This is a genomic window from Neoalteromonas facilis (genome assembly GCF_002807665.1).
GTDB lineage: Bacteria > Pseudomonadota > Gammaproteobacteria > Enterobacterales > Alteromonadaceae > Alteromonas_E > Alteromonas_E facilis.
In genome coordinates this window covers 628,927-647,964 of the sequence record NZ_PEAY01000003.1, presented here as the reverse complement: position 1 = coordinate 647,964, position 19,038 = coordinate 628,927, and the positions used below count along the sequence as shown (strand labels likewise).

At 45.5% G+C, this 19,038-nt stretch carries 19 protein-coding genes; 5 read left to right on the top strand and 14 right to left on the bottom strand.

The window, feature by feature from the left end; genetic code table 11:
* Window positions 1-6 precede the first annotated feature (6 nt).
* From era to rpoE, 8 genes are all read right to left on the bottom strand, one after another.
* Window positions 7-909 (bottom strand): GTPase Era, encoded by a 903-nt coding sequence (gene era / locus CSH93_RS11230; RefSeq protein ID WP_100643315.1) that lies wholly within the window; start codon window positions 907-909, stop codon window positions 7-9.
* Entirely contained in the window at window positions 909-1,601 is a 693-nt protein-coding gene (rnc, locus tag CSH93_RS11225; RefSeq protein ID WP_100643314.1) for a ribonuclease III, read from the bottom strand. The genes era and rnc overlap by 1 nt, the downstream gene beginning before the upstream one ends.
* A gap of 37 nt (window positions 1,602-1,638) precedes the next feature.
* On the bottom strand, window positions 1,639-2,547 hold the full coding sequence (gene lepB, locus CSH93_RS11220) for a signal peptidase I (RefSeq protein ID WP_100643313.1): 909 nt from the start codon (window positions 2,545-2,547) through the stop codon (window positions 1,639-1,641).
* Entirely contained in the window at window positions 2,547-4,343 is a 1,797-nt protein-coding gene (lepA, locus tag CSH93_RS11215) for a translation elongation factor 4 (protein ID WP_100643312.1), read from the bottom strand. Before lepA ends, lepB begins: the two co-directional genes overlap by 1 nt.
* A gap of 86 nt (window positions 4,344-4,429) precedes the next feature.
* Complete coding sequence (locus CSH93_RS11210) at window positions 4,430-4,900, bottom strand: SoxR reducing system RseC family protein (RefSeq protein WP_100643311.1); 471 nt, start codon at window positions 4,898-4,900, stop codon at window positions 4,430-4,432.
* 5 nt (window positions 4,901-4,905) lie between these two features.
* Window positions 4,906-5,901 (bottom strand): MucB/RseB C-terminal domain-containing protein, encoded by a 996-nt coding sequence (locus tag CSH93_RS11205; protein ID WP_164078353.1) that lies wholly within the window; start codon window positions 5,899-5,901, stop codon window positions 4,906-4,908.
* Window positions 5,902-5,923: 22 nt separating this feature from the next.
* Window positions 5,924-6,529 carry a sigma-E factor negative regulatory protein gene (locus tag CSH93_RS11200; protein WP_100643309.1) on the bottom strand — a complete coding sequence of 202 codons (606 nt, stop codon included), beginning with the start codon at window positions 6,527-6,529 and terminating at the stop codon, window positions 5,924-5,926.
* A gap of 53 nt (window positions 6,530-6,582) precedes the next feature.
* On the bottom strand, window positions 6,583-7,161 hold the full coding sequence (rpoE, locus tag CSH93_RS11195; protein WP_100643308.1) for an RNA polymerase sigma factor RpoE: 579 nt from the start codon (window positions 7,159-7,161) through the stop codon (window positions 6,583-6,585).
* Window positions 7,162-7,519: 358 nt separating this feature from the next.
* Between rpoE and nadB the strand changes: the two genes are divergently transcribed.
* Window positions 7,520-9,205 (top strand): L-aspartate oxidase, encoded by a 1,686-nt coding sequence (nadB, locus tag CSH93_RS11190; protein ID WP_420807255.1) that lies wholly within the window; start codon window positions 7,520-7,522, stop codon window positions 9,203-9,205.
* A gap of 52 nt (window positions 9,206-9,257) precedes the next feature.
* On the opposite strand, the gene CSH93_RS11185 is transcribed toward nadB, so the two are convergent.
* Genes CSH93_RS11185 through CSH93_RS11175 form a run of 3 tightly spaced genes read right to left on the bottom strand, consistent with a single transcriptional unit; the run spans window position 9,258 to window position 10,859 of the window.
* Window positions 9,258-10,169: a MaoC/PaaZ C-terminal domain-containing protein gene (locus tag CSH93_RS11185; RefSeq protein WP_100643307.1), complete on the bottom strand. Its 912-nt coding sequence runs from the start codon at window positions 10,167-10,169 to the stop codon at window positions 9,258-9,260.
* Window positions 10,170-10,177: 8 nt separating this feature from the next.
* The gene (locus CSH93_RS11180) at window positions 10,178-10,621 is read right to left on the bottom strand and encodes a protein YgfX (RefSeq protein WP_124748967.1); all 444 of its coding nucleotides are present in this window, start codon (window positions 10,619-10,621) and stop codon (window positions 10,178-10,180) included.
* Entirely contained in the window at window positions 10,608-10,859 is a 252-nt protein-coding gene (locus tag CSH93_RS11175) for an FAD assembly factor SdhE (protein WP_100643407.1), read from the bottom strand. The genes CSH93_RS11180 and CSH93_RS11175 overlap by 14 nt, the downstream gene beginning before the upstream one ends.
* Window positions 10,860-11,025: 166 nt before the next feature.
* Here CSH93_RS11175 and ygfZ point away from each other — a divergent pair, with 166 nt between their 5' ends.
* Window positions 11,026-11,988: a tRNA-modifying protein YgfZ gene (ygfZ, locus tag CSH93_RS11170; RefSeq protein ID WP_164078352.1), complete on the top strand. Its 963-nt coding sequence runs from the start codon at window positions 11,026-11,028 to the stop codon at window positions 11,986-11,988.
* Between the two features lie 11 nt (window positions 11,989-11,999).
* Complete coding sequence (locus tag CSH93_RS11165) at window positions 12,000-12,482, top strand: FKBP-type peptidyl-prolyl cis-trans isomerase (protein WP_100643304.1); 483 nt, start codon at window positions 12,000-12,002, stop codon at window positions 12,480-12,482.
* Window positions 12,483-12,497: 15 nt separating this feature from the next.
* Here CSH93_RS11165 and CSH93_RS11160 read toward each other — a convergent pair whose 3' ends face one another.
* Window positions 12,498-13,043 (bottom strand): GspH/FimT family pseudopilin, encoded by a 546-nt coding sequence (locus tag CSH93_RS11160; RefSeq protein ID WP_100643303.1) that lies wholly within the window; start codon window positions 13,041-13,043, stop codon window positions 12,498-12,500.
* A 145-nt stretch (window positions 13,044-13,188) separates the two neighbouring features.
* On the opposite strand from CSH93_RS11160, the gene nadE reads away from it, so the two are divergent.
* Both nadE and CSH93_RS11150 read left to right on the top strand, forming a co-directional pair.
* A complete protein-coding gene (nadE, locus tag CSH93_RS11155; protein ID WP_100643406.1) occupies window positions 13,189-14,025 on the top strand; it encodes an ammonia-dependent NAD(+) synthetase in 837 nt (278 codons plus the stop codon).
* Between the two features lie 4 nt (window positions 14,026-14,029).
* On the top strand, window positions 14,030-14,368 hold the full coding sequence (locus CSH93_RS11150) for a P-II family nitrogen regulator (RefSeq protein ID WP_100643302.1): 339 nt from the start codon (window positions 14,030-14,032) through the stop codon (window positions 14,366-14,368).
* Window positions 14,369-14,456: 88 nt separating this feature from the next.
* On the opposite strand, the gene CSH93_RS11145 is transcribed toward CSH93_RS11150, so the two are convergent.
* Together CSH93_RS11145 and CSH93_RS11140 are read right to left on the bottom strand one after the other, a co-directional pair.
* A complete protein-coding gene (locus tag CSH93_RS11145) occupies window positions 14,457-14,936 on the bottom strand; it encodes a type IV pilin protein (protein WP_100643301.1) in 480 nt (159 codons plus the stop codon).
* Between the two features lie 2 nt (window positions 14,937-14,938).
* Complete coding sequence (locus tag CSH93_RS11140) at window positions 14,939-19,030, bottom strand: PilC/PilY family type IV pilus protein (RefSeq protein ID WP_420807254.1); 4,092 nt, start codon at window positions 19,028-19,030, stop codon at window positions 14,939-14,941.
* Between the last annotated feature and the right edge of the window lie 8 nt (window positions 19,031-19,038).

The following is a 19,038-nucleotide window of genomic DNA, read 5'->3' as shown; positions in this document are numbered from 1 at the left end:
ATTGCCTTAGTTGTCTGTATATCCCAGTGAGCGCAACGCTCGCTCATCGTCGGCCCACCCGCTTTTAACTTTAACCCACAGCTCTAAGAACACTTTGCTATCGAACAGGTTTTCCATGTCTTTTCTAGCTTCTGCACCGATTTTCTTAAGGTGGGAACCACCTTTTCCGATCACCATGCGTTTTTGTGACTCGCGTTCTACCAGTATAAGGCCACCTATCCTTAACATGCCATTGTCCGTTTGCAGAAACTGTTCGATTTCAACAGTAACGGAATAAGGTAGCTCATCGCCGGTAAATCGCATTAGTTTTTCGCGGATGATCTCTGCTGCCATAAAGCGACTAGAACGGTCGGTAATGTAATCTTCAGGGAAATAAAACTCACTGTCTGGCTGCGCATCTATGACTAGCTTACGCAATGTGTCGACGTTTTTACCTGACTTACTGCACACCGGAATAGTGTGCTGAAACTCAAACTTTTTATTCAGTGTTTGTAGCTGCTCTATTAGTGCGCTTTCTTGTTCGATTTTGTCAATCTTGTTGACGACCAACCAGCAGGGTAATTTAGACTGGCGGATCTTGTTTAACACCATCTCATCATCTTCTGTCCAGCGCGTCCCCTCTACGACAAAAAGGACCAAACTGACCTCGCCTAAAGAACTTGAGGCAGCTCTATTCATTACGCGATTAATGGCTCGTTTCTCTTCGCTGTGCAGACCGGGTGTATCGACATAGATAGTTTGACAATTATCGCGTGTATCAATACCTAAAATCCGGTGACGAGTCGTTTGTGGCTTACGAGAGGTAATGCTGACTTTTTGCTCTAACAATTGGTTTAGAAGTGTTGATTTGCCGACATTGGGTCGGCCTACAATTGCCACCATACCACAGCGTGTTGCGTGTTCTGACATTAGGATACCTTCGTATTGATATGCGCTAACATCAGTTGCGCAGCATGCTGTTCAGCTTTTCGACGACTACTCCCGATGCCACTGGTTGTCTGGTCGACATTATTGACGTTGCAATCAACATAGAATGTTTGAGCATGATCCTTGCCTTCAATGTTGGTCACTTCATACTCGGGTAACGGCAAACGGCGCGACTGCAGGTATTCTTGTAATTGGGTTTTAGGATCTTTCGGATGTGCATTGGGGTCTAACTGCTCAATACGATTATCAAGCAAGTTTAAAATTACCTCTTCACACACTGCCACATCCGCATCCAAATAAATGGCGCCAAATATAGCTTCAACCGCGTCTGCGATGATTGAACTGCGCCTATGACCACCGCTTTTAAGTTCCCCCGGGCCGAGTAAAATCCAATCTCCCAGGGCAAATTCTTTTCCTATTTGCGCCAGCGTCTCGCCTTTAACAAGGCTCGCGCGCATGCGCGTTAACTTACCTTCAGGTATATCAGGATAGCGTTCAAACAGAGCGCGAGCGACTACCATGCCTAAAATGGCGTCCCCCAGAAACTCTAGTCGTTCATTGTGATCTTTAGCAGCACTTCTGTGCGTCAACGCCTGTTGCAACAATTCAACGTTGGTAAACGAATAACCGACGTGTTTTGCAATATGCTTTGAAGCCGCTTGAATATCTGTCATCAAGATTTATCCCGAATGTTGCACACATCAAATGTGCTTACTCGATACCACCAACACGGTTAAATCGAACGCCTGTAGGAACCCATTGAGGTAAGAAGCTGTCGGCACTGCGTTCAAACTCAAAACTAATCCAAATCGCAACGGCCTGCCCTACTAAATGTTCATCTTTTACGAATCCCCAGAAGCGACTGTCTGTGCTGTTCTCGCGATTGTCTCCCATTACAAAGTATTCATTTTCAGGAACAATCCATTGGTTCAAACGCGTACCCGGTTGCTGATAAAAACGTGATGGATGGATCATGCGCTGTGGATTACGCAAAATATCATGTGTCACGTTACCTAGCTTTTCACTGTAACGTTCTAATCGCGTCATATCTTGCACAAACTCATCATTACTCACGTAGGTCAGTGGCACCGCGTAGGTGTCTGCACACTCGCTGCCGGGTTCACACGCTGGGGTTATGAAAATCTGCTTATTTCGATATTCGATCGTGTCACCGGGCATGCCAATAACGCGCTTAATATAATCAATACTTGTGTCTTCTGGGTATTTGAACACCACAATGTCGCCACGTTCCGGCTTGCCCGTTTCTAAAAATTTATGACGAACAACCGGATCTTTTAAACCATAGGCGAATTTCTCAACTAAGATAAAATCCCCTACTAAAAGGGTTGGCATCATTGAGCCAGACGGGATCTGAAAAGGTTCATAGATAAAAGAGCGCAACACCAACACAAAAGCAATCACCGGGAATATTTGTTTCGCGGTATCCACTACATAAGGATCTTTAACCGGCTCATCAATTACGCCAGCTTCACTCACTGATACGTGGCCAGTCGCCACCTGCAATTGTCGCTTCTTTGCGAAAAAAAGGGCATCGACTAACCAAATAACACCCGATAACACGGTTAGCAGTACTAAAATCAATGAGAAATAATTGGCCATTACTTACCTACTTTCAACACGGCTAAGAACGCATCTTGCGGTAACTCGACATTACCGACTTGCTTCATGCGTTTTTTACCTTCTTTTTGCTTCTGAAGAAGCTTCTTCTTACGGCTCACGTCACCACCATAACACTTTGCGATAACGTTTTTACGTAATTGCTTAACCGTACTGCGCGCAATCACGTGATTACCAATTGCAGCCTGTATCGCAATATCAAACATCTGTCGTGGAATAAGCTCACGAAGCTTATCCACTAGCTCGCGACCACGATGCTGTGCATTATCTCGGTGAGTGATGACGGCTAGTGCATCAACGCGCTCGCCGTTAATCAAAATATCCAAGCGCACCATATCGGCTGCATTAAATCGCTTAAAGTTATAGTCTAATGAAGCAAATCCACGGCTGGTTGATTTCAATCGATCGAAGAAATCCAAAACCACTTCGGCCATAGGCAAATCATAGGTTAACGCGACCTGCTTGCCATGATACGTCATGTTGACCTGCATCCCCCGCTTCTCTACGCACAACGTTATTACGTTGCCTAAATACTCTTGCGGCACAAGAATATGCGCTTCAACAATCGGTTCACGAATTTCATCGATATCATTCACTGCAGGTAACTTCGACGGGTTGTCTACCTGAAAAGTTTCACCTTTGGTGGTAACTACTTCATACACTACCGTTGGCGCTGTCGTGATCAGATCAAGATCGTATTCACGCTCTAAACGTTCCTGAATGATTTCCATGTGCAACATACCCAGGAATCCAATACGGAATCCAAAGCCCAGAGCTGCAGAGCTTTCTGGCTCGTAAAACAGCGAGGCGTCATTGAGGCTCAATTTAGCCAAGGCATCTCGAAAATCTTCATAATCATCAGAGCTGACAGGGAATACACCGGCATAAACCTGTGGTTTAACTTTTTTGAAGCCAGGCAGTGGCTTTTCAGCAGGGTTGCGCGCTAGCGTAATAGTATCGCCAACCGGAGCACCATGAATTTCTTTAATACCGGCAATAACAAAGCCCACTTCTCCGGCTTTAAGTTCATTCGTTTCAAGCGCTTTTGGCGTGAACACACCAATTTTATCCACTTGGTGAACCTGCCCGTTTGACATTATTTGGATCTTATCTTTTTTCGATAATGAACCTTCAACGATACGAACCAATGACACAACGCCTTGATAGTTATCGAACCAAGAGTCAACAATCAACGCTTTCAACGGCGCGTCAATATCGCCCTCCGGAGGAGGTATACGTTTCACAATTTCTTCTAAAACGTCACTAATACCGACACCTGTTTTTGCGGAACAACGTACCGCGTCTATGGCATCAATACCCACAATGTCTTCTATTTCTTCCGCTACCCGCTCAGGTTCGGCTTGAGGCAAATCGATTTTGTTAAGGATTGGCACGACTTCCATATCCATATCAATCGCTGTATAGCAATTAGCAAGCGTTTGCGCTTCCACCCCTTGACCAGCGTCAACAACTAACAGCGCGCCTTCACACGCAGCCAAAGAGCGAGATACTTCATACGTGAAATCGACATGCCCCGGCGTATCAATGAAATTCAATTGATAGGTTTCGCCATCTAGCGCGGTGTAGTTCAACGTCACGCTTTGTGCTTTGATGGTGATACCACGTTCACGTTCCAAATCCATAGAATCGAGTACTTGTGCGGCCATTTCTCTATCACTGAGGCCACCACATGTTTGAATAAGTCGATCGGATAATGTGGATTTTCCGTGGTCGATATGAGCGATGATACTAAAATTACGTATATGCTTATGCTGCATTGCGTTTGAAACTACCTGATAAAATTGAAAAGGATATTTGAGAGACTCAAAAACTGCTGAATTTTACTCGTTACTGAGCAGGAAAGCTAGGATATGTTGCCCTGAGACGGAGGGTCTAGCACTACACCCAGTAATTGAGGCTGGTAATGTTGTTGTTCACGTTGCTTTAAATGGCGCGATAAGCGGGAGAAACTAAACAAACATGTTAAGACCGTAGCCAATAATACCCAGCCTTCATGCTCAAGTTGGAACATCGGCAGTAAGTGGGAAAACAGCATCACCGATATGATGAGTATGATCAAAGGCAACATATACAGCATAAAGGAAGCACTCAATAAGGCATCTTCTTGTATACCCAATCTCACTCTACTGCCTACACTAACCGGTAAATCCGTTTTAAAACGCAACGCTTCTACCTTCGGAGCCAACGCTCGCGCGACGATACCGGTCCCGCAATCATCGTTTGCATGACACGCATTACAGGTCGATTTTATCTGGGTTTGAACCGTTATCCAGCCATTATCAACTGCAACGACTTCCCCCATTTCCTCTACCATCTGATCTACTCTATACGTGGCGATAATGACATGGCTATTTTATTAGCCGTTTGCGGCGGTATTTCACCCACCACCGACACCAACAGTTTCCCGTCCGTTCGAGTGAGCACAGATTTCGACTCATGTTTATAAACATGATTTTGCAACTGTGTGTTGGCTGAAGGCATTACGTACACTGAAACATCAACTAACCCATCGCTTAGCATGGCGTATTCTACTACTTGCCCAGTTACTTGCAGTCGATGCGTATTGCGCTTTATTTCAGACATGCCCACCGGTATGTACGCCAGTTGCCAATTATGCTGATGATGACGCGCTGGCACCCCAGTGACTTCCGGCAACATGTCATGGTTAATGCGAGCAAAATATTCATCCGGCTGCTCAGATAGCGACATTTGGGTGACTTGGATTTGTTTGAGTAACTGGCCATTTTGTTCCAGCATGTTCATTTTCAACGGCATGCCGCTATCTTCGTCGATCCACAATTGATACGCAAAACGCGAGTTATCTTTACTGACAATGCGGATTTGCTGGGCAGCCCTGCCCGAAATACGCCCACGCCCGACAGCTATAAAATCGTAACCTTTTTGCAGCTCCAATGGGGATGTCAGTAATTGCCCTGGGAATGGACCATCAATCACGTCACCATACAGACTGTAGGGTGCTTCATCGGGCTCAAATACACTGATGACACGATTAACCCGAATAAATTCTTTACCCGGCCCATTCAAAATACTGAGCTGTTCCATGTTCACGCCATCATCAAACACGCCATGACGCCACATGTATGGGACGGTATCTAAACCCGGTCGGTTTACGACCATAGATACCTGATAATTTTTACCTGCAATCGCATCCGCCATAGTCAACAACCATTCAGTACCACTTTGCTTGTCAGTAGCATCCACCATTGGTGTAGCTTGTTGCGCGTATACAGATAACTGAAACATAAAAGCCGCTGTGACACTCAAATACACAGCGGCTTTTTTAATCGTTTTCAACAACATATTGTCCTAAGGCCCCTTAAGGCTGAGTTTCATCCTCAGATGCTTCCTTTTCTTGCTCTGCCGTTACTGCCTGTGGCAGTTGCGCCTGTTTCAATTGAAGTTGGCGCTGATGATCCGCTATGAGGGCATTTAACTGGCGACGTTGTTCAAGTAACGCCTCCATGTCATTTCTTTGCACTGTGCGCGTTTGTTCTAAACTCACCGGCGCTAAACCGCCTTGTGGTCCAGCAATAGGAGGCGCCGTCATGAACGGTTGCTCATCTACCGGTGCATTATAGTTTTGCACACCTAAAACAGCGACAGCGGCTACTGATGCTGCGACTAAGAACTGCCCCGACTGCTTCACCAGTGGCACAACGTTACCGACCAGCGGAATATCCTCCCACGAGCGTTTTTTCGGCGCTAACACCGTAGGCTCTTCAGCCAGTGCTTCAGCAACTTTAGCGGAGATATCGAATTGCGGCTGAGTACACTCGCCTCGCATCATATCGCCTATGGCGTGGTATCGACACCACTTTGCGTGAAGTTCACTGTCTTGACTCAGTGCATCTATCAGCTCGCCCCGTTCATCGCGTAATTCACCATCAACGAATGCAGATAAATTTTCTTGCTGTTGGGTCATAAAACTCTCTTTTTAGACTCGCGCTACTATACTAACGTTTGTAGAAACAATCATCAATTCTGCATTAATGGTTGAATCACCTTATCTATCGCTTCCCGCGCTCGGAATATTCTCGATCGAACCGTGCCGACCGGACATTCCATAACTGCGGCTATTTCTTCGTAACTTAAGCCTTCAAGCTCTCGTAACGTGATCGCCATGCGTAAATCTTCTGGCAATCGGTCTACCACTTTATGCAACATCGTCTCGATTTCATTCGATAACAGCGTTCTTTCTGGCGTACTGTTATCGTGTAACGCCTCACCGCCATCATAATAATCGGCTTCTTGCGCGTCGATGTCACTGCCGGGAGGCTTACGCCCCTGCGACACTAAGTAATTTTTCGCAGTATTTACTGCAATTCGATAGAGCCACGTGTAAAAGGCACTATCTCCCCTAAAACTCGGCAACGCACGATATGCTTTAATAAAAGCCTCTTGCGTTACATCGGCTACATCCCCCGAATTTTTTACATATCGGCTAACCAGATGCATAACCTTATGTTGGTACCTTACAACCAAAAGGTTGTACGCGTTCTTATCTCCGCGCTGTACTTTCTCTACCAACTGTTGATCTGTAATTTGCTCACTCATTTGAGCCAACTCTCCTTACTACATTACTGCACGGCTCATGCAAGCAACTAAATAGACTTTGGTGTTCATGAAAAGTTCGATAATATTTTAAAAAACTTAATCCTCGCTGAACGACGCTTTTCATTTGAACATAGATAATACCTGTCGCGACGCGTTAATAGTAGAACTGACGCTGAAATAAAAAATGTGAATGACCATCGCAACAACGCACAGAGCATGGAGTAAAATACTCGCCGCGACATCCAGAATACGTTGTATACTGCAAAAAATGCGTTAACGCTGAACCGCGTTCTGTCAATTCGCGATCAAAACACACATTAGCTTGATAACAGTAACAATATAGGTCGGTAATCCCCTAATGCCAGCAAATAAAAACTCACACTCTGCCAAGAAAGCGTCGATTGAAAACAATATTGAGCATCAGTGCGATGTACTTATTGTCGGCAGTGGCGCTGCTGGTTTGAGTTTAGCTCTCTCTTTGGCAGATCATTGTCAGGTTATCGTTCTCAGCAAGAGTGACCGCAATGAAGGGGCAACTCGGTATGCCCAAGGCGGTATTGCTGCTGTGTTTGATGAAGATGATAGCATCGATGCGCATGTTAGAGATACGCTAGACGCAGGCGCCGGACTGTGTGACGAAGCCGTGGTTCGCTACACGGCGGAAAAAGGTAAAACCGCTATGCAGTGGTTAATTAACTTCGGCATGCCCTTTGATACCGAAACTAGCGCCGATGGCGAAACTCGTTACCACCTCACACGGGAGGGTGGGCATAGCCATCGCCGCATCCTTCATGCTGCCGATGCCACCGGGCAAGCGGTTCAACTCACGCTCAATGAAGCGGCCAACCAGCACCCGAACATTCACATTTTTGAACGCTACAACGCCATCGATTTGATCATGTCTCAAGGCTCTGAGCCAAACGACAAAAGATGTATCGGTGCCTATGTTTGGTCACGTAACAATGAGCACGTTGAAGTTATTCGCTGCCGTTTCGCCGCACTCGCTTCTGGTGGAGCCAGCAAGGTATACCAATATACGTCCAACCCTGACGTATCCAGTGGTGACGGTATTGCGCTAGCCTGGAGAGCTGGCTGCAGAGTCGCTAACATGGAGTTTAATCAATTCCACCCGACCTGTTTATTTCATCCAGAAGCTGGCAATTTTCTCATTACTGAAGCGCTACGCGGTGAAGGTGCCATTTTGTGTCATGCAGACGGTACCCGCTTTATGCATAAATTTGACTCGCGTGAAGAGTTAGCTCCGCGAGATATTGTGGCGCGTGCGATAGACTTTGAAATGAAGCGTCTAGGGGCGGATTGCATGTACTTGGACATCAGTCACAAACCATCAGATTTCATCGTTAAACATTTCCCCAATATATACCGCAAGTGTCGCTCGTTAGGTATCGACATTACACGTCAGCCGATTCCTGTAGTGCCAGCAGCACATTACAGTTGTGGCGGAGTCGTCACCGACCTAAATGCCAAAACAGATATTGAAAACCTGTATGCCGTTGGAGAAGTTGCCTATACCGGCTTGCACGGAGCAAACCGAATGGCAAGTAATTCATTGCTAGAATGCATTGTGTTTGCACACGCTGCTGCTGACCATATCAAACAACATCTGCACAATGACGTAGCAAGCCCTGCCATAGCACCATGGGATGAGAGCCGGGTAACCAATTCCGACGAAGAAGTTATCATCCAACACAACTGGCACGAGTTACGGTTGTTTATGTGGGACTACGTCGGCATAGTTAGAACCGACAAACGTTTGGAGCGCGCATTGCGTCGTATACAAATGTTGGAGCAAGAGATCGATGAATATTACGCAAATTTTCGCATCAGTAATAACCTGTTGGAACTGAGAAACTTAGTGATGGTTGCAGAGCTCATTGTGCGGTGTGCAATTGAACGCAAAGAAAGTCGCGGTCTACATTACAACATTGATTACCCTGATTTACTGCCAGACAGCAAACCAACGATATTAGTGCCTCGTAAAAAAGCCCCACTCGCGAGCGGTACACTGCAAACCTATGCGTAGCTTATATCGCCAATCATGCACACTCAAAATGAACAAACAGTACCGTACAGCTTTATCCCAGCGATTCGAATTGAAACGTTCCATCGATAATGGGCCTTTTCGATTCTGCTAAGGCGTTATCCGCTACCACATCTTGTCTATTCACTAACAAAAATGGGTGCTCCCCATCGCGTCCTAATTCGAACTCTCGGGTATACAGAGATACCTGACACGGCAGTGGAGCTGGCGCAATAAAACGATTTTCAATTCGATTTAATGAGTGTTGCGGACCAGCGTTTTTACTCAACGCCGACATACATAATGACAAGGTATGCATTCCATGTGCTATTGGCTGCTTAAACCCCAATACCTTTGCGGTAATAGACCATAGATGGATCGGATTATAATCACGACTTAACTTGGCATACCGCCGCCCTGCATTTTTCGCTAACGAAATATCTAATAATTTGGTTCCCAGTCCCATAACGCTTGGTCGGTCATCGCGGTTTGATGTTGGTCGAGAAGATGCCATGCGATATAAATAATCACTTGTCGCAGAGTACACCTCTTTGCCTTCACTACTTGCTGTTATATTGACGGATACCACCGCGCCTTTCTCATGTCGCTTAAGCGCGCTAATTTCAGCTCTTAACGAATAATCAGCAGGATGTAATGGCGACACTATTTGAACTTGATTGGCAATGTGTACCAACCCCATCACAGGAAAGGGAAAGGATTTGTCCAACAAACAGCCGAGTTGAAGTTCCAGCCCAAGCACTTGTAAAAAACAGGGGTGCAGTGTGTTCTCTTGCCAGTCATGCATTTGGTTAAATGTCTTTACACGAGACACTATATCATTCCACATGTACGAACGTTCCAGTCTTAATCCTGCAAACGTCACAGACGGAGAGGCCGGTAAGAGCGCCTCTATTCGAGTACGCTCGGCTTTTTTAAATGCTGCTTTGATCAGTTGTGAAAAAGACATAGTTGCTACTACCTTTCATATTGACTACGAACAATGCAGAACCCAAGTATCCGCCGCGCATTATCGTCTAGTTTATATGCTGCAAGTGCGAGTACTTTTCGCTCTTTGATAACATTTGTACTATTTGAAATCAGACTTAGCCAGATGACCCAAGGAGACACGCGAGAAGTGTGGCAAACCCGCCAATGATGGGAAAACGATTCTTTCTCAGACACAAGCGCTACCATTCCCTGCTCATCAATGCTTATTTGTAGCGTTTTCTGTGGCGTCAACGCCATGTTGATATTCACTATCAGCAGAAATATGGATAGGGCTATCGTCCCTTGAAACCACCATTCAGTATGTCCCAAGTCTCGTAATGACCATAACGGGCCTATCATCAAAATGAGCAACAAGATGATACGTTGAGTAGGTGAAAAGCCTGTGACGTAACTAAAACTAGACCTTAACACGCGAGAGAATATGCTTGATCATCGCATCCAGTTCAGGATCATCACAGGCTTGATGCCCCATAAACCAAGCAAACAAATCGGGATCATCAGACGTCAAGAGGCGCTCAAATTGTTCCTGCTGAGCATCGTCTAAGTCGTGAAATCCGGTTTCCACGAACGGCATGAGTAACACATCTAATTCAAGCATACCTCTGCGGCACGCCCATTTGAGGCGGGCATATCTTTTTTCCGAAAACATAAATTCTCTCATCACTAAAGATGGCCGCAATATACCATGTCAATTCCCACATGTTTACTGTTCCCTTCATACAGCGTCTCAGCGTTCGATATTCGGGTAAATCAAGCTTGTTATCACCTTATTAATCCTCATAATGTGCGGTAACGATGTTCAAGCGAGTAAAAAAATGACAAAGCCCATAGCACTGAGTGACAACTTCTTTTGTCAACTGAATGATATCGGCGTAATTGCAATCACAGGTGAACAAGCTTCAAGTTACATACAAGGGCAAGTAACGTCTAATGTCACAAGGTTGAAAGAGAACTCTGCTCAACGAACAAGCCACTGTGACTTTAAAGGTAAAATGTGGAGCAATGGAATATTACTCCCCATTCTCAACGGGTTTCACTACGTATGTGAACGCGGCGCCTTGAGTAGTAGCCTTAGAGAGCTCAAAAAATATGGCGTATTTTCAAAAGTTTCAATCGAGGATGTCAGTGATTCCTTGCAGTTTTGGGGTGTATGCGGTGCAGACGCAGGCCAAGCACTTGCGCAGCAATATGGCACAGTTCCAGCTTCCAACATGGCGTGCAATTTCATGGATAATGGTTGGCTGATCAATGTCAGTGGTGACTACGGCCCTCGCTATTTGCTTGCCAGCTCCTCAGCACAACCTGCTATTGAGTTTCCCGATAACATTGCAAAGATGCCGGCCTCTCACTGGACAGCGATGAATATTATTGAGGGTATCGCACTCGTCAGTGAACAAACTAGCAACGAATATGTGCCACAGATGCTAAACCTCCATGTTCTCGATGCCATAGATTTCAAAAAAGGCTGCTATATGGGGCAAGAGGTTGTGGCGAGAACACGCTATTTGGGTAAAAACAAACGCGCGACATACTTACTGATTGGCAAAAGTGAACACGCAGATTCGATAAACATCCAGCCGGGTGATATGCTTGAAAAAGCAGTCGGTGACAATTGGCGTCGAGGTGGAACTGTGCTGAATGTAGCTTCAGTAGGCAATGAGATTGCGCTACTCGCGGTATTGAGTAATGACAGTACCATTGGCGAAACCTTGCGTCTGAAAGCGTCTCCCGAAGACAAATTGACTATCACATCGCTTCCTTATGCGGTGGAAAACTAACTGGTAATTGAATGATTGAAAAAAATAGCGTAGTGAAAATGCACTACACCGTGAGTACTACCGAAGCCGTAGAAATAGATTCATCGCGCAGTGGTGAGCCATTAGAATTTTTATATGGGCATGGTTTTTTAGTTGTAGGCTTGGAAGAAGCCTTAGCCGGCAAACAGCAAGGGGATACGTTCGAAATTACCGTTGCGCCTGAGAAAGCCTATGGTGAGCGTCACGATAATTTGGTTCAAGCTGTGCCAAAGAATATGTTTGAAGGTATGGATGTATCCGTTGGAATGTCTTTTCGCGCAACAACTGATCACGGCGACCAATCGGTTATCGTCATTGATGTTACCGATGATGAAGTCGTAGTTGATGGCAACCATCCGTTGGCTGGTGTGACACTTAATTTTGACGTAGAAGTTGTGGGTGTTCGCGAGGCCACTAGTGAAGAGATTGCACATGGCCATGTTCACACTGCCGGAGGCTGTGGACACAACCACTAAGCACTTAATTCAGTATCAAGGGCAAGATAAAGGCTTACCAGAAGCGTTCTCATAAACGCCGTCTTTATTTTTGTCCTTGCTGGATTTCACTCGCCCTTGCAATCCTAACGAAAGCCCTCGAGCGTATTTTGCCTTTTTGTTTTTATGACAAAATACGAGTTCTGCTGCAGTATTTGAACCGCCGCTCGCAAGAAATATAAGCTCAGAATTCGGGCCATATAATTTGTTTACATCACTGATGGCGCTGGATGAAACCAGGATTTCCTCATTAGCCCCCCGACTGCCGTCACCGTCAGCATCGATAAATACCATTTTCGGATCACTCCAATTAACAGTACAGCTACTAAAATTAGCCGTTGGGCATAACACAGTATCAGATTGTTCTTCTATTGCTGTATGACGAGCAAATTGAATGATGCCACTGAGTTCATTGATTTCTGACACAATTCTATTTTGGATCAACATCCCCTGCACATTGGGCGCAACCGTGGTGAGCAAGATGGCCACAATGGCCAAAGAAATCATCATTTCTACTAAAGTAACACCGCTTTGCCTATTCATAGAAATTCATCCACTGAAAATATCCTAAAGTAAGTATACAATGCTAGCGGCGCAATTCGGTATATTTGTGTGCACGTAAGTACATATGCCATACAGTTAAACACAATTTACAACATAGGATGCTTATTCAACCATGGTCGATCACATGCTAAAACAACGCGTTATCGATGAAATGAGAGTGTTACCGCATATTGATGTGGAATACGAGGTAACTCGTCGAGTGAATTTTATTAAAACTCAACTCAAACAGTCCGGTCTCAATAGCCTAGTATTAGGGATCAGTGGCGGTATAGACTCATGTACGCTTGGGCGTCTCGCGCAAATTGCTGTTGATGAACTTAATCAAGAGCACAAAGAACACTATCAATTTATTGCTGTTCGATTGCCTTATCAGACACAGGCAGATGAATCAGATGCGCAACAGTCGATTGATTTCATTCGCCCTAGTCATTCGATATCAGTGAATGTTCAACCGGGAGCAGATGCTATTCACCAATCGACCTCCGATGCGCTGTCGGCAATTGATTTGCTGCCCGAAGATCTCAGCAAACAAGATTTCGTTAAAGGTAACGTGAAAGCACGTACTCGCATGGTTATTCAATATGAAATCGCAGGCATGGTTGACGGATTAGTACTTGGTACTGACCATAGTGCAGAAAATATAACCGGTTTCTACACCAAGTATGGTGATGGAGCGTGTGATTTGGCGCCATTGTTTGGGCTTAGTAAGCGCCAAGTAAGGCAGCTTGCGAAACATATGGGCGCACCCGACAACATCATCAATAAAGCGCCTACCGCAGATCTTGAAAGCTTAACACCACAGAAGGCTGATGAAGAGGCGCTGGGGCTTAGCTATGACCAAATTGATGACTTCCTTGAAGGTAAGCCTGTAGATGATGCGGTAATAGAACGTTTGCTATATATTTACACGATTACGCAACATAAACGTGTTCCCATTCCGACTATTTACGACGGCGAGTAAATTCATGAAAAAAGTTGAAGCTATCATAAAACCCTTTAAGTTAGATGATGTACGAGAAGCGCTATCTTCAATCGGTGTTACAGGATTAACTGTTACTGAGGTCAAAGGCTTCGGTCGCCAAAAAGGGCACACGGAAATGTATCGCGGAGCTGAATATCAAGTCGACTTTCTACCTAAAATGAAACTCGAAATGGTGATAACAGATGAACTGCTCGATCAAACCGTTGAAACCTTAGTTGCAGCGGCTAAAACAGGCAAAATAGGTGATGGAAAAGTGTTTGTCACCAATGTCGAGCGGGCCGTGCGTATCCGCACCGGAGAAGAGGACGGTGAAGCAATATAATCACCGCAGTCAATAGGCTCGAGAGACGGGATAATAGGTCTGAACAACAAAAATTGACGTATTATCCCACTTTATCTAAGTACCAGAACTAGCAGCTCCAACAGTATTCGCTAGCTGAAAGGCTACCACTGTTATCTTGGTCCCACGCTTTTCGTCCATCACTAAATACGTATAAGGATCCATCTGTTGCTTGCGCGCCTCCCGAGACAGGTATTGCGCGTAGACGGTAACTGACACCATTGGCAGAAACGGTATCAATGACAAGATCATAACGTTTATTAGCGGCAGGTTCCGCCGCCGGTGAATGCGTTTGAAAGATCGCTGGAGCGCCTGTATCACTTCCACCAGTCGCAGCCCCCTCATAAGTATAATTGGCCGCTTTGTGTCGTTCCATTGCAGCGGCTAACGCCATGAGGTCTGCCTGGGCGGTACTGCGGTAGCTACCGACCATCATTCCCTGATATGCCGGATAAGCGATAGCGCTGATAATCCCCACAATCGCAACCACTATCATCAATTCCACTAGCGTGAAACCCGTTGTTTTTCTGTTCTGCCTAATTCTGTACATATTTATTGTCTCTCGACTTCTGTTTCCCAACTTCCACGTTGCACACGTTCAAACCGACCATAAATGTTTCGGGCTAAACATTCAAAATCTGAATTACACGGCTGAACAACGCCATTATTGTCTATTTTAATAACAGCAGAAACACACTCTGTACCCAAACAAACAACAGGTTGCACAATATCCTCAATCAAGATCTTAGTATCTGGCGCGATACCTGTCTGCTTTAATTGCGCATATCGGTCATTTTTGTCCAGCTCACCCGTTTGATTCAGATCATCAACGGCGTTGGCATTAAATAAATTGACTAAATATGCGCGACTATTACCTGTCGGCGGTGCACAGCTACTACCGCTTGAACTTGCCGGAACATAGGTTGTAAAGAATATCTTGTAATCCAATATTAACGGCGAGGATAAAACTTTCTCACCATCCGTAGTTAATCTCAACAGCCAACCTTTCTTGCTCGCCAAAGTCGTACTGGCAATATCACGCGTAGTCTGATTTGCATCCGTCAATAAATGATCCGTCGCATCATACAAATCTGACTCTACGTAAGCTGTTTTGGGCAGCGTATATCGACCATTCGCATTGAGCGTGAACACTCCATCATCTTTGAGCATGTAAAAACGATCATCAATTTGAGTATCCAGTGGACCTGCCCTAAATCCGCTACCAAACGCGACCGCATAGAATAGGTCATCGCCTAAACTAATCTCTGATACATCCGGTCCATAATAGAAGCGACGATTATCAGCAGCACCGCTGCCTGCGAAATCAGCAAGGCGAGCACCGCGCATAAAATCGCCACCCGCTTGCCCATTGTAGATATCGAACCGGAACAATTGCCCGCCCATATCAACCACATACATGTGGTCAGCTAAACCGTCATTGTCACGATCAATAGTCGAAATCCGCGCAGGTATGCTGTATTGCATTTCAGGCACATTTAGATCAGCGCCGGCATTACTGATAGTCCACAACAACTGGCCATTGTCAGCATCGATGATATATACAGCATTCCCAACCGAGTCTGTCGTACGGATGCTGTTTGAATCCTGAGAATCATCATACCCACCACCGACAATCATGACATTCTTGGTAGAGCCGCCGATAGACATCTTGGTGATCGTCGGTCTTGACCATGTTTGGCCTAGTTTCTCAAATCCTGGAGAACCACCAGTAATTTGGAAGACTAACTTAGGCGAGCTCTTGCTGGTTACATCAAATACATAATAATTGTTGCCACCTCTTCGCATACCCACATACAAGTATGTGTCTGTTCCTTTGGTTCGCAGTACCATATCACCGTCAAGCCCATATATGTGGTTGAACGTAGAGGTGTCTCGGTATAGCTCATTCAAATTAGCTAACAGGTCTTGAGGAATAATAGCGAAATTTTCGCTACCTGTGGCGGCGTCAATTGAATGTAAAAAGCCATGATTGGTTGCGACAAAAATCGCACTGTCAGTTGTAGAATAGTTAACAATGACAGGCTGACTGTGAATAGGATCCCCCATTTGCAAACGCACATCACTAGTCGAACCATCACCATCATCATCTCTAACATCCACGCCTCTAGCCCATTTCAGTACAGTATCCCTTGCTACCAGTGGATTTGGTTCACTATCAACATCCAACATCGTCGTTGTAATGGCTGTGTTAGATTCATGTAACTCATTACTGCTACTGGCAATGTTCCCAGGCCCTGAGAAGGTGTAAATATTTCGCGTGAGTGACACTTTGCTAGCAGCACCACCATCCCTTACATCATTTCCATCAGCCAACGTTGACCAGAATGAGTGACTATTCTCAGCAAAGAAACCGGTTACAGTATCCACGGCATCAAGGCTGTTTTTATCCAACACTTTGTCACCGTCAATCTTATACTTCTTCAGGTTACCCGGCCAAAGGGTTCCCTCAGAGGGCTTAAATAATGCGAAATACAGTTCATCTCTATGGGTTAGACGATTCAGCTGGTTCACCGCTACACCTGGAGATACAAAGGTCGCGTTGACATCTTTAACGGAGCGCAAGATTGTTTGGAATGCTTCTACTAAATCGGCGCTATTATTGGCAGTATAGAATCCACCACCGCTTTGCAATGCGAGTTTATTGAGAAAGTTGTTCGCCGTGCTATTTGCCGCAAAGCCTATTGTGTGCGTAATAATGCGAGCGTCAATTTTTGATTGGTTGGCTTTACTTAAGTTACTGACTAAGTCTACCCCACACTTCTCACCGCCAGAGCCGGTGCACGACTGCCCCAACAACGCCTCTATTTCATCTACGCTATGATTGTTGTTTGCCTCACCATCAGACAACAAGACAATATGATTATTAGTCTGGCACTGTAAATCTACGATAGGTGAAATATACTCAGCTCCCGTGGGTATATATTCATTGATACAGTTTGAGCTGCTCAGATTGTCCGCTGTACAACCGCTCGGTTTTACCGCATCTGAACCAATATAAGAGGCTCTATGACTAACACGCGTATTTCTGCGCACTGTACTACTGACCGAGCCATCTCCCCTGCGCAAACCATAATAGACATCACGGCCACCGTAATACTGTGTTGCTTCATAAAGTGTATCTACAATAGGCGTGAACCCACTGGCACTCAAATCATCGACTTGGCTGATCAAGTGCTGACGCACCGTACTTGTCGTGCCGGGAATAGCATTTCCTTGATATTTGATCACTAACACGGGGGAGCCTGATGGCTTGCCTTTATATGAATAGGCGCCTCGGTCACCGGTGAAATTAGAGAAAATAAACATCATGTCGTTGTTCGCCTGCCATCCAGTACGATTTACGATTTGTTGTACGATAGGCACCAACGACGGCGTTTTGTACACTGAATTTTTATAAAACGACGGAATATTCGACCAGGTTACACTGGCTGTTTTTGACTTGTCGCGCAGTGTGTAACGCTTATAGTTGTTGAACCCTTTAGGGTCATCTTCATCAGCTGCCGCAATAGTCATTGAAGCACCATTGCCGGTATCCGTTTGATAGGCAGTAAATTCTATATAGGCCTCTGAAATGGTTGCGCCCTGAGGCAAATTAACATTTCGAAACCGTGCTGCAATGTAGGCATTGTTGCCACTGTCAAAAGTCAGTTCACTACCTGTCGATTGGTAACCGTCAGGTCTTTCCTCTGCATTATTTCGATTGGAACTGACTTGATAGGCCAATTGACCTGTTACACACCCTGTAGCGGTCGTATCATCATAGACGACTACCAGCTGTGGCGAGCGCCCCGTACCTTCTTCAATGGCCAACGCTTTGCGCGCACTTGATGCGTCGGAACTGGTTCCCTCAATGATAAGGTTTAATGCACTACCACCGCACCAGCTACTCTGATCGACGACCTCTTGGATCACATTGACCAAACTGGGTGAATTGACTATTTCTCCAGAAGCAGGAAATTCATTATCCGTACTCCACACCACAGCATCGCTTGTGACCGGTCGACTTGAAATATCGTTATTGGTAGTAGTGAATTCTGTCGCATTACCACTTTTCTCACCGCGAATGGTAATAGTCGATGCCGCACTGTTTAATTGTGCGGACGTCAGGCGTAAAAAAGCGTTCGTAATAGTAGCGCCACGCGGAATGTTCAACTGCGTGTATCGTAGCCCCGTGGTAACCGTATTAGTACCTTGCGTTAACACCAATTGATTGTTGCCAAGCGTGACTGACCCATTGACTTCATATGCATCATTCTCACCCGCGTTCGTTGACGTAATGATTTCGGGTTGAACCGCTTCATCGATATCTCGAATGGGGTACAATATTGGTCCGCCGAGATCAGAAAATCGCATGAGACCAGCATTGATATTGGTTGCAGAACCTAACGCATCCTTCAAGGCATTCTGCACACGCAACATACGTGACTCAGACGTACCGTCCATCCCCGTCATACTGCCGGAGGTATCCATAATAAATAACACATTAGGGTTATAGGTTACCGCACTGCCGCCAGAACCGAGATAGATATCTAAATCGTCAGCCATTGCAGTGGCGTTGATCATAATGCTCAAAATAGCACTAACGAAAAAAAGAAAAACGTTACGGCCTTTGTAAATGTTCATAGGGTCTC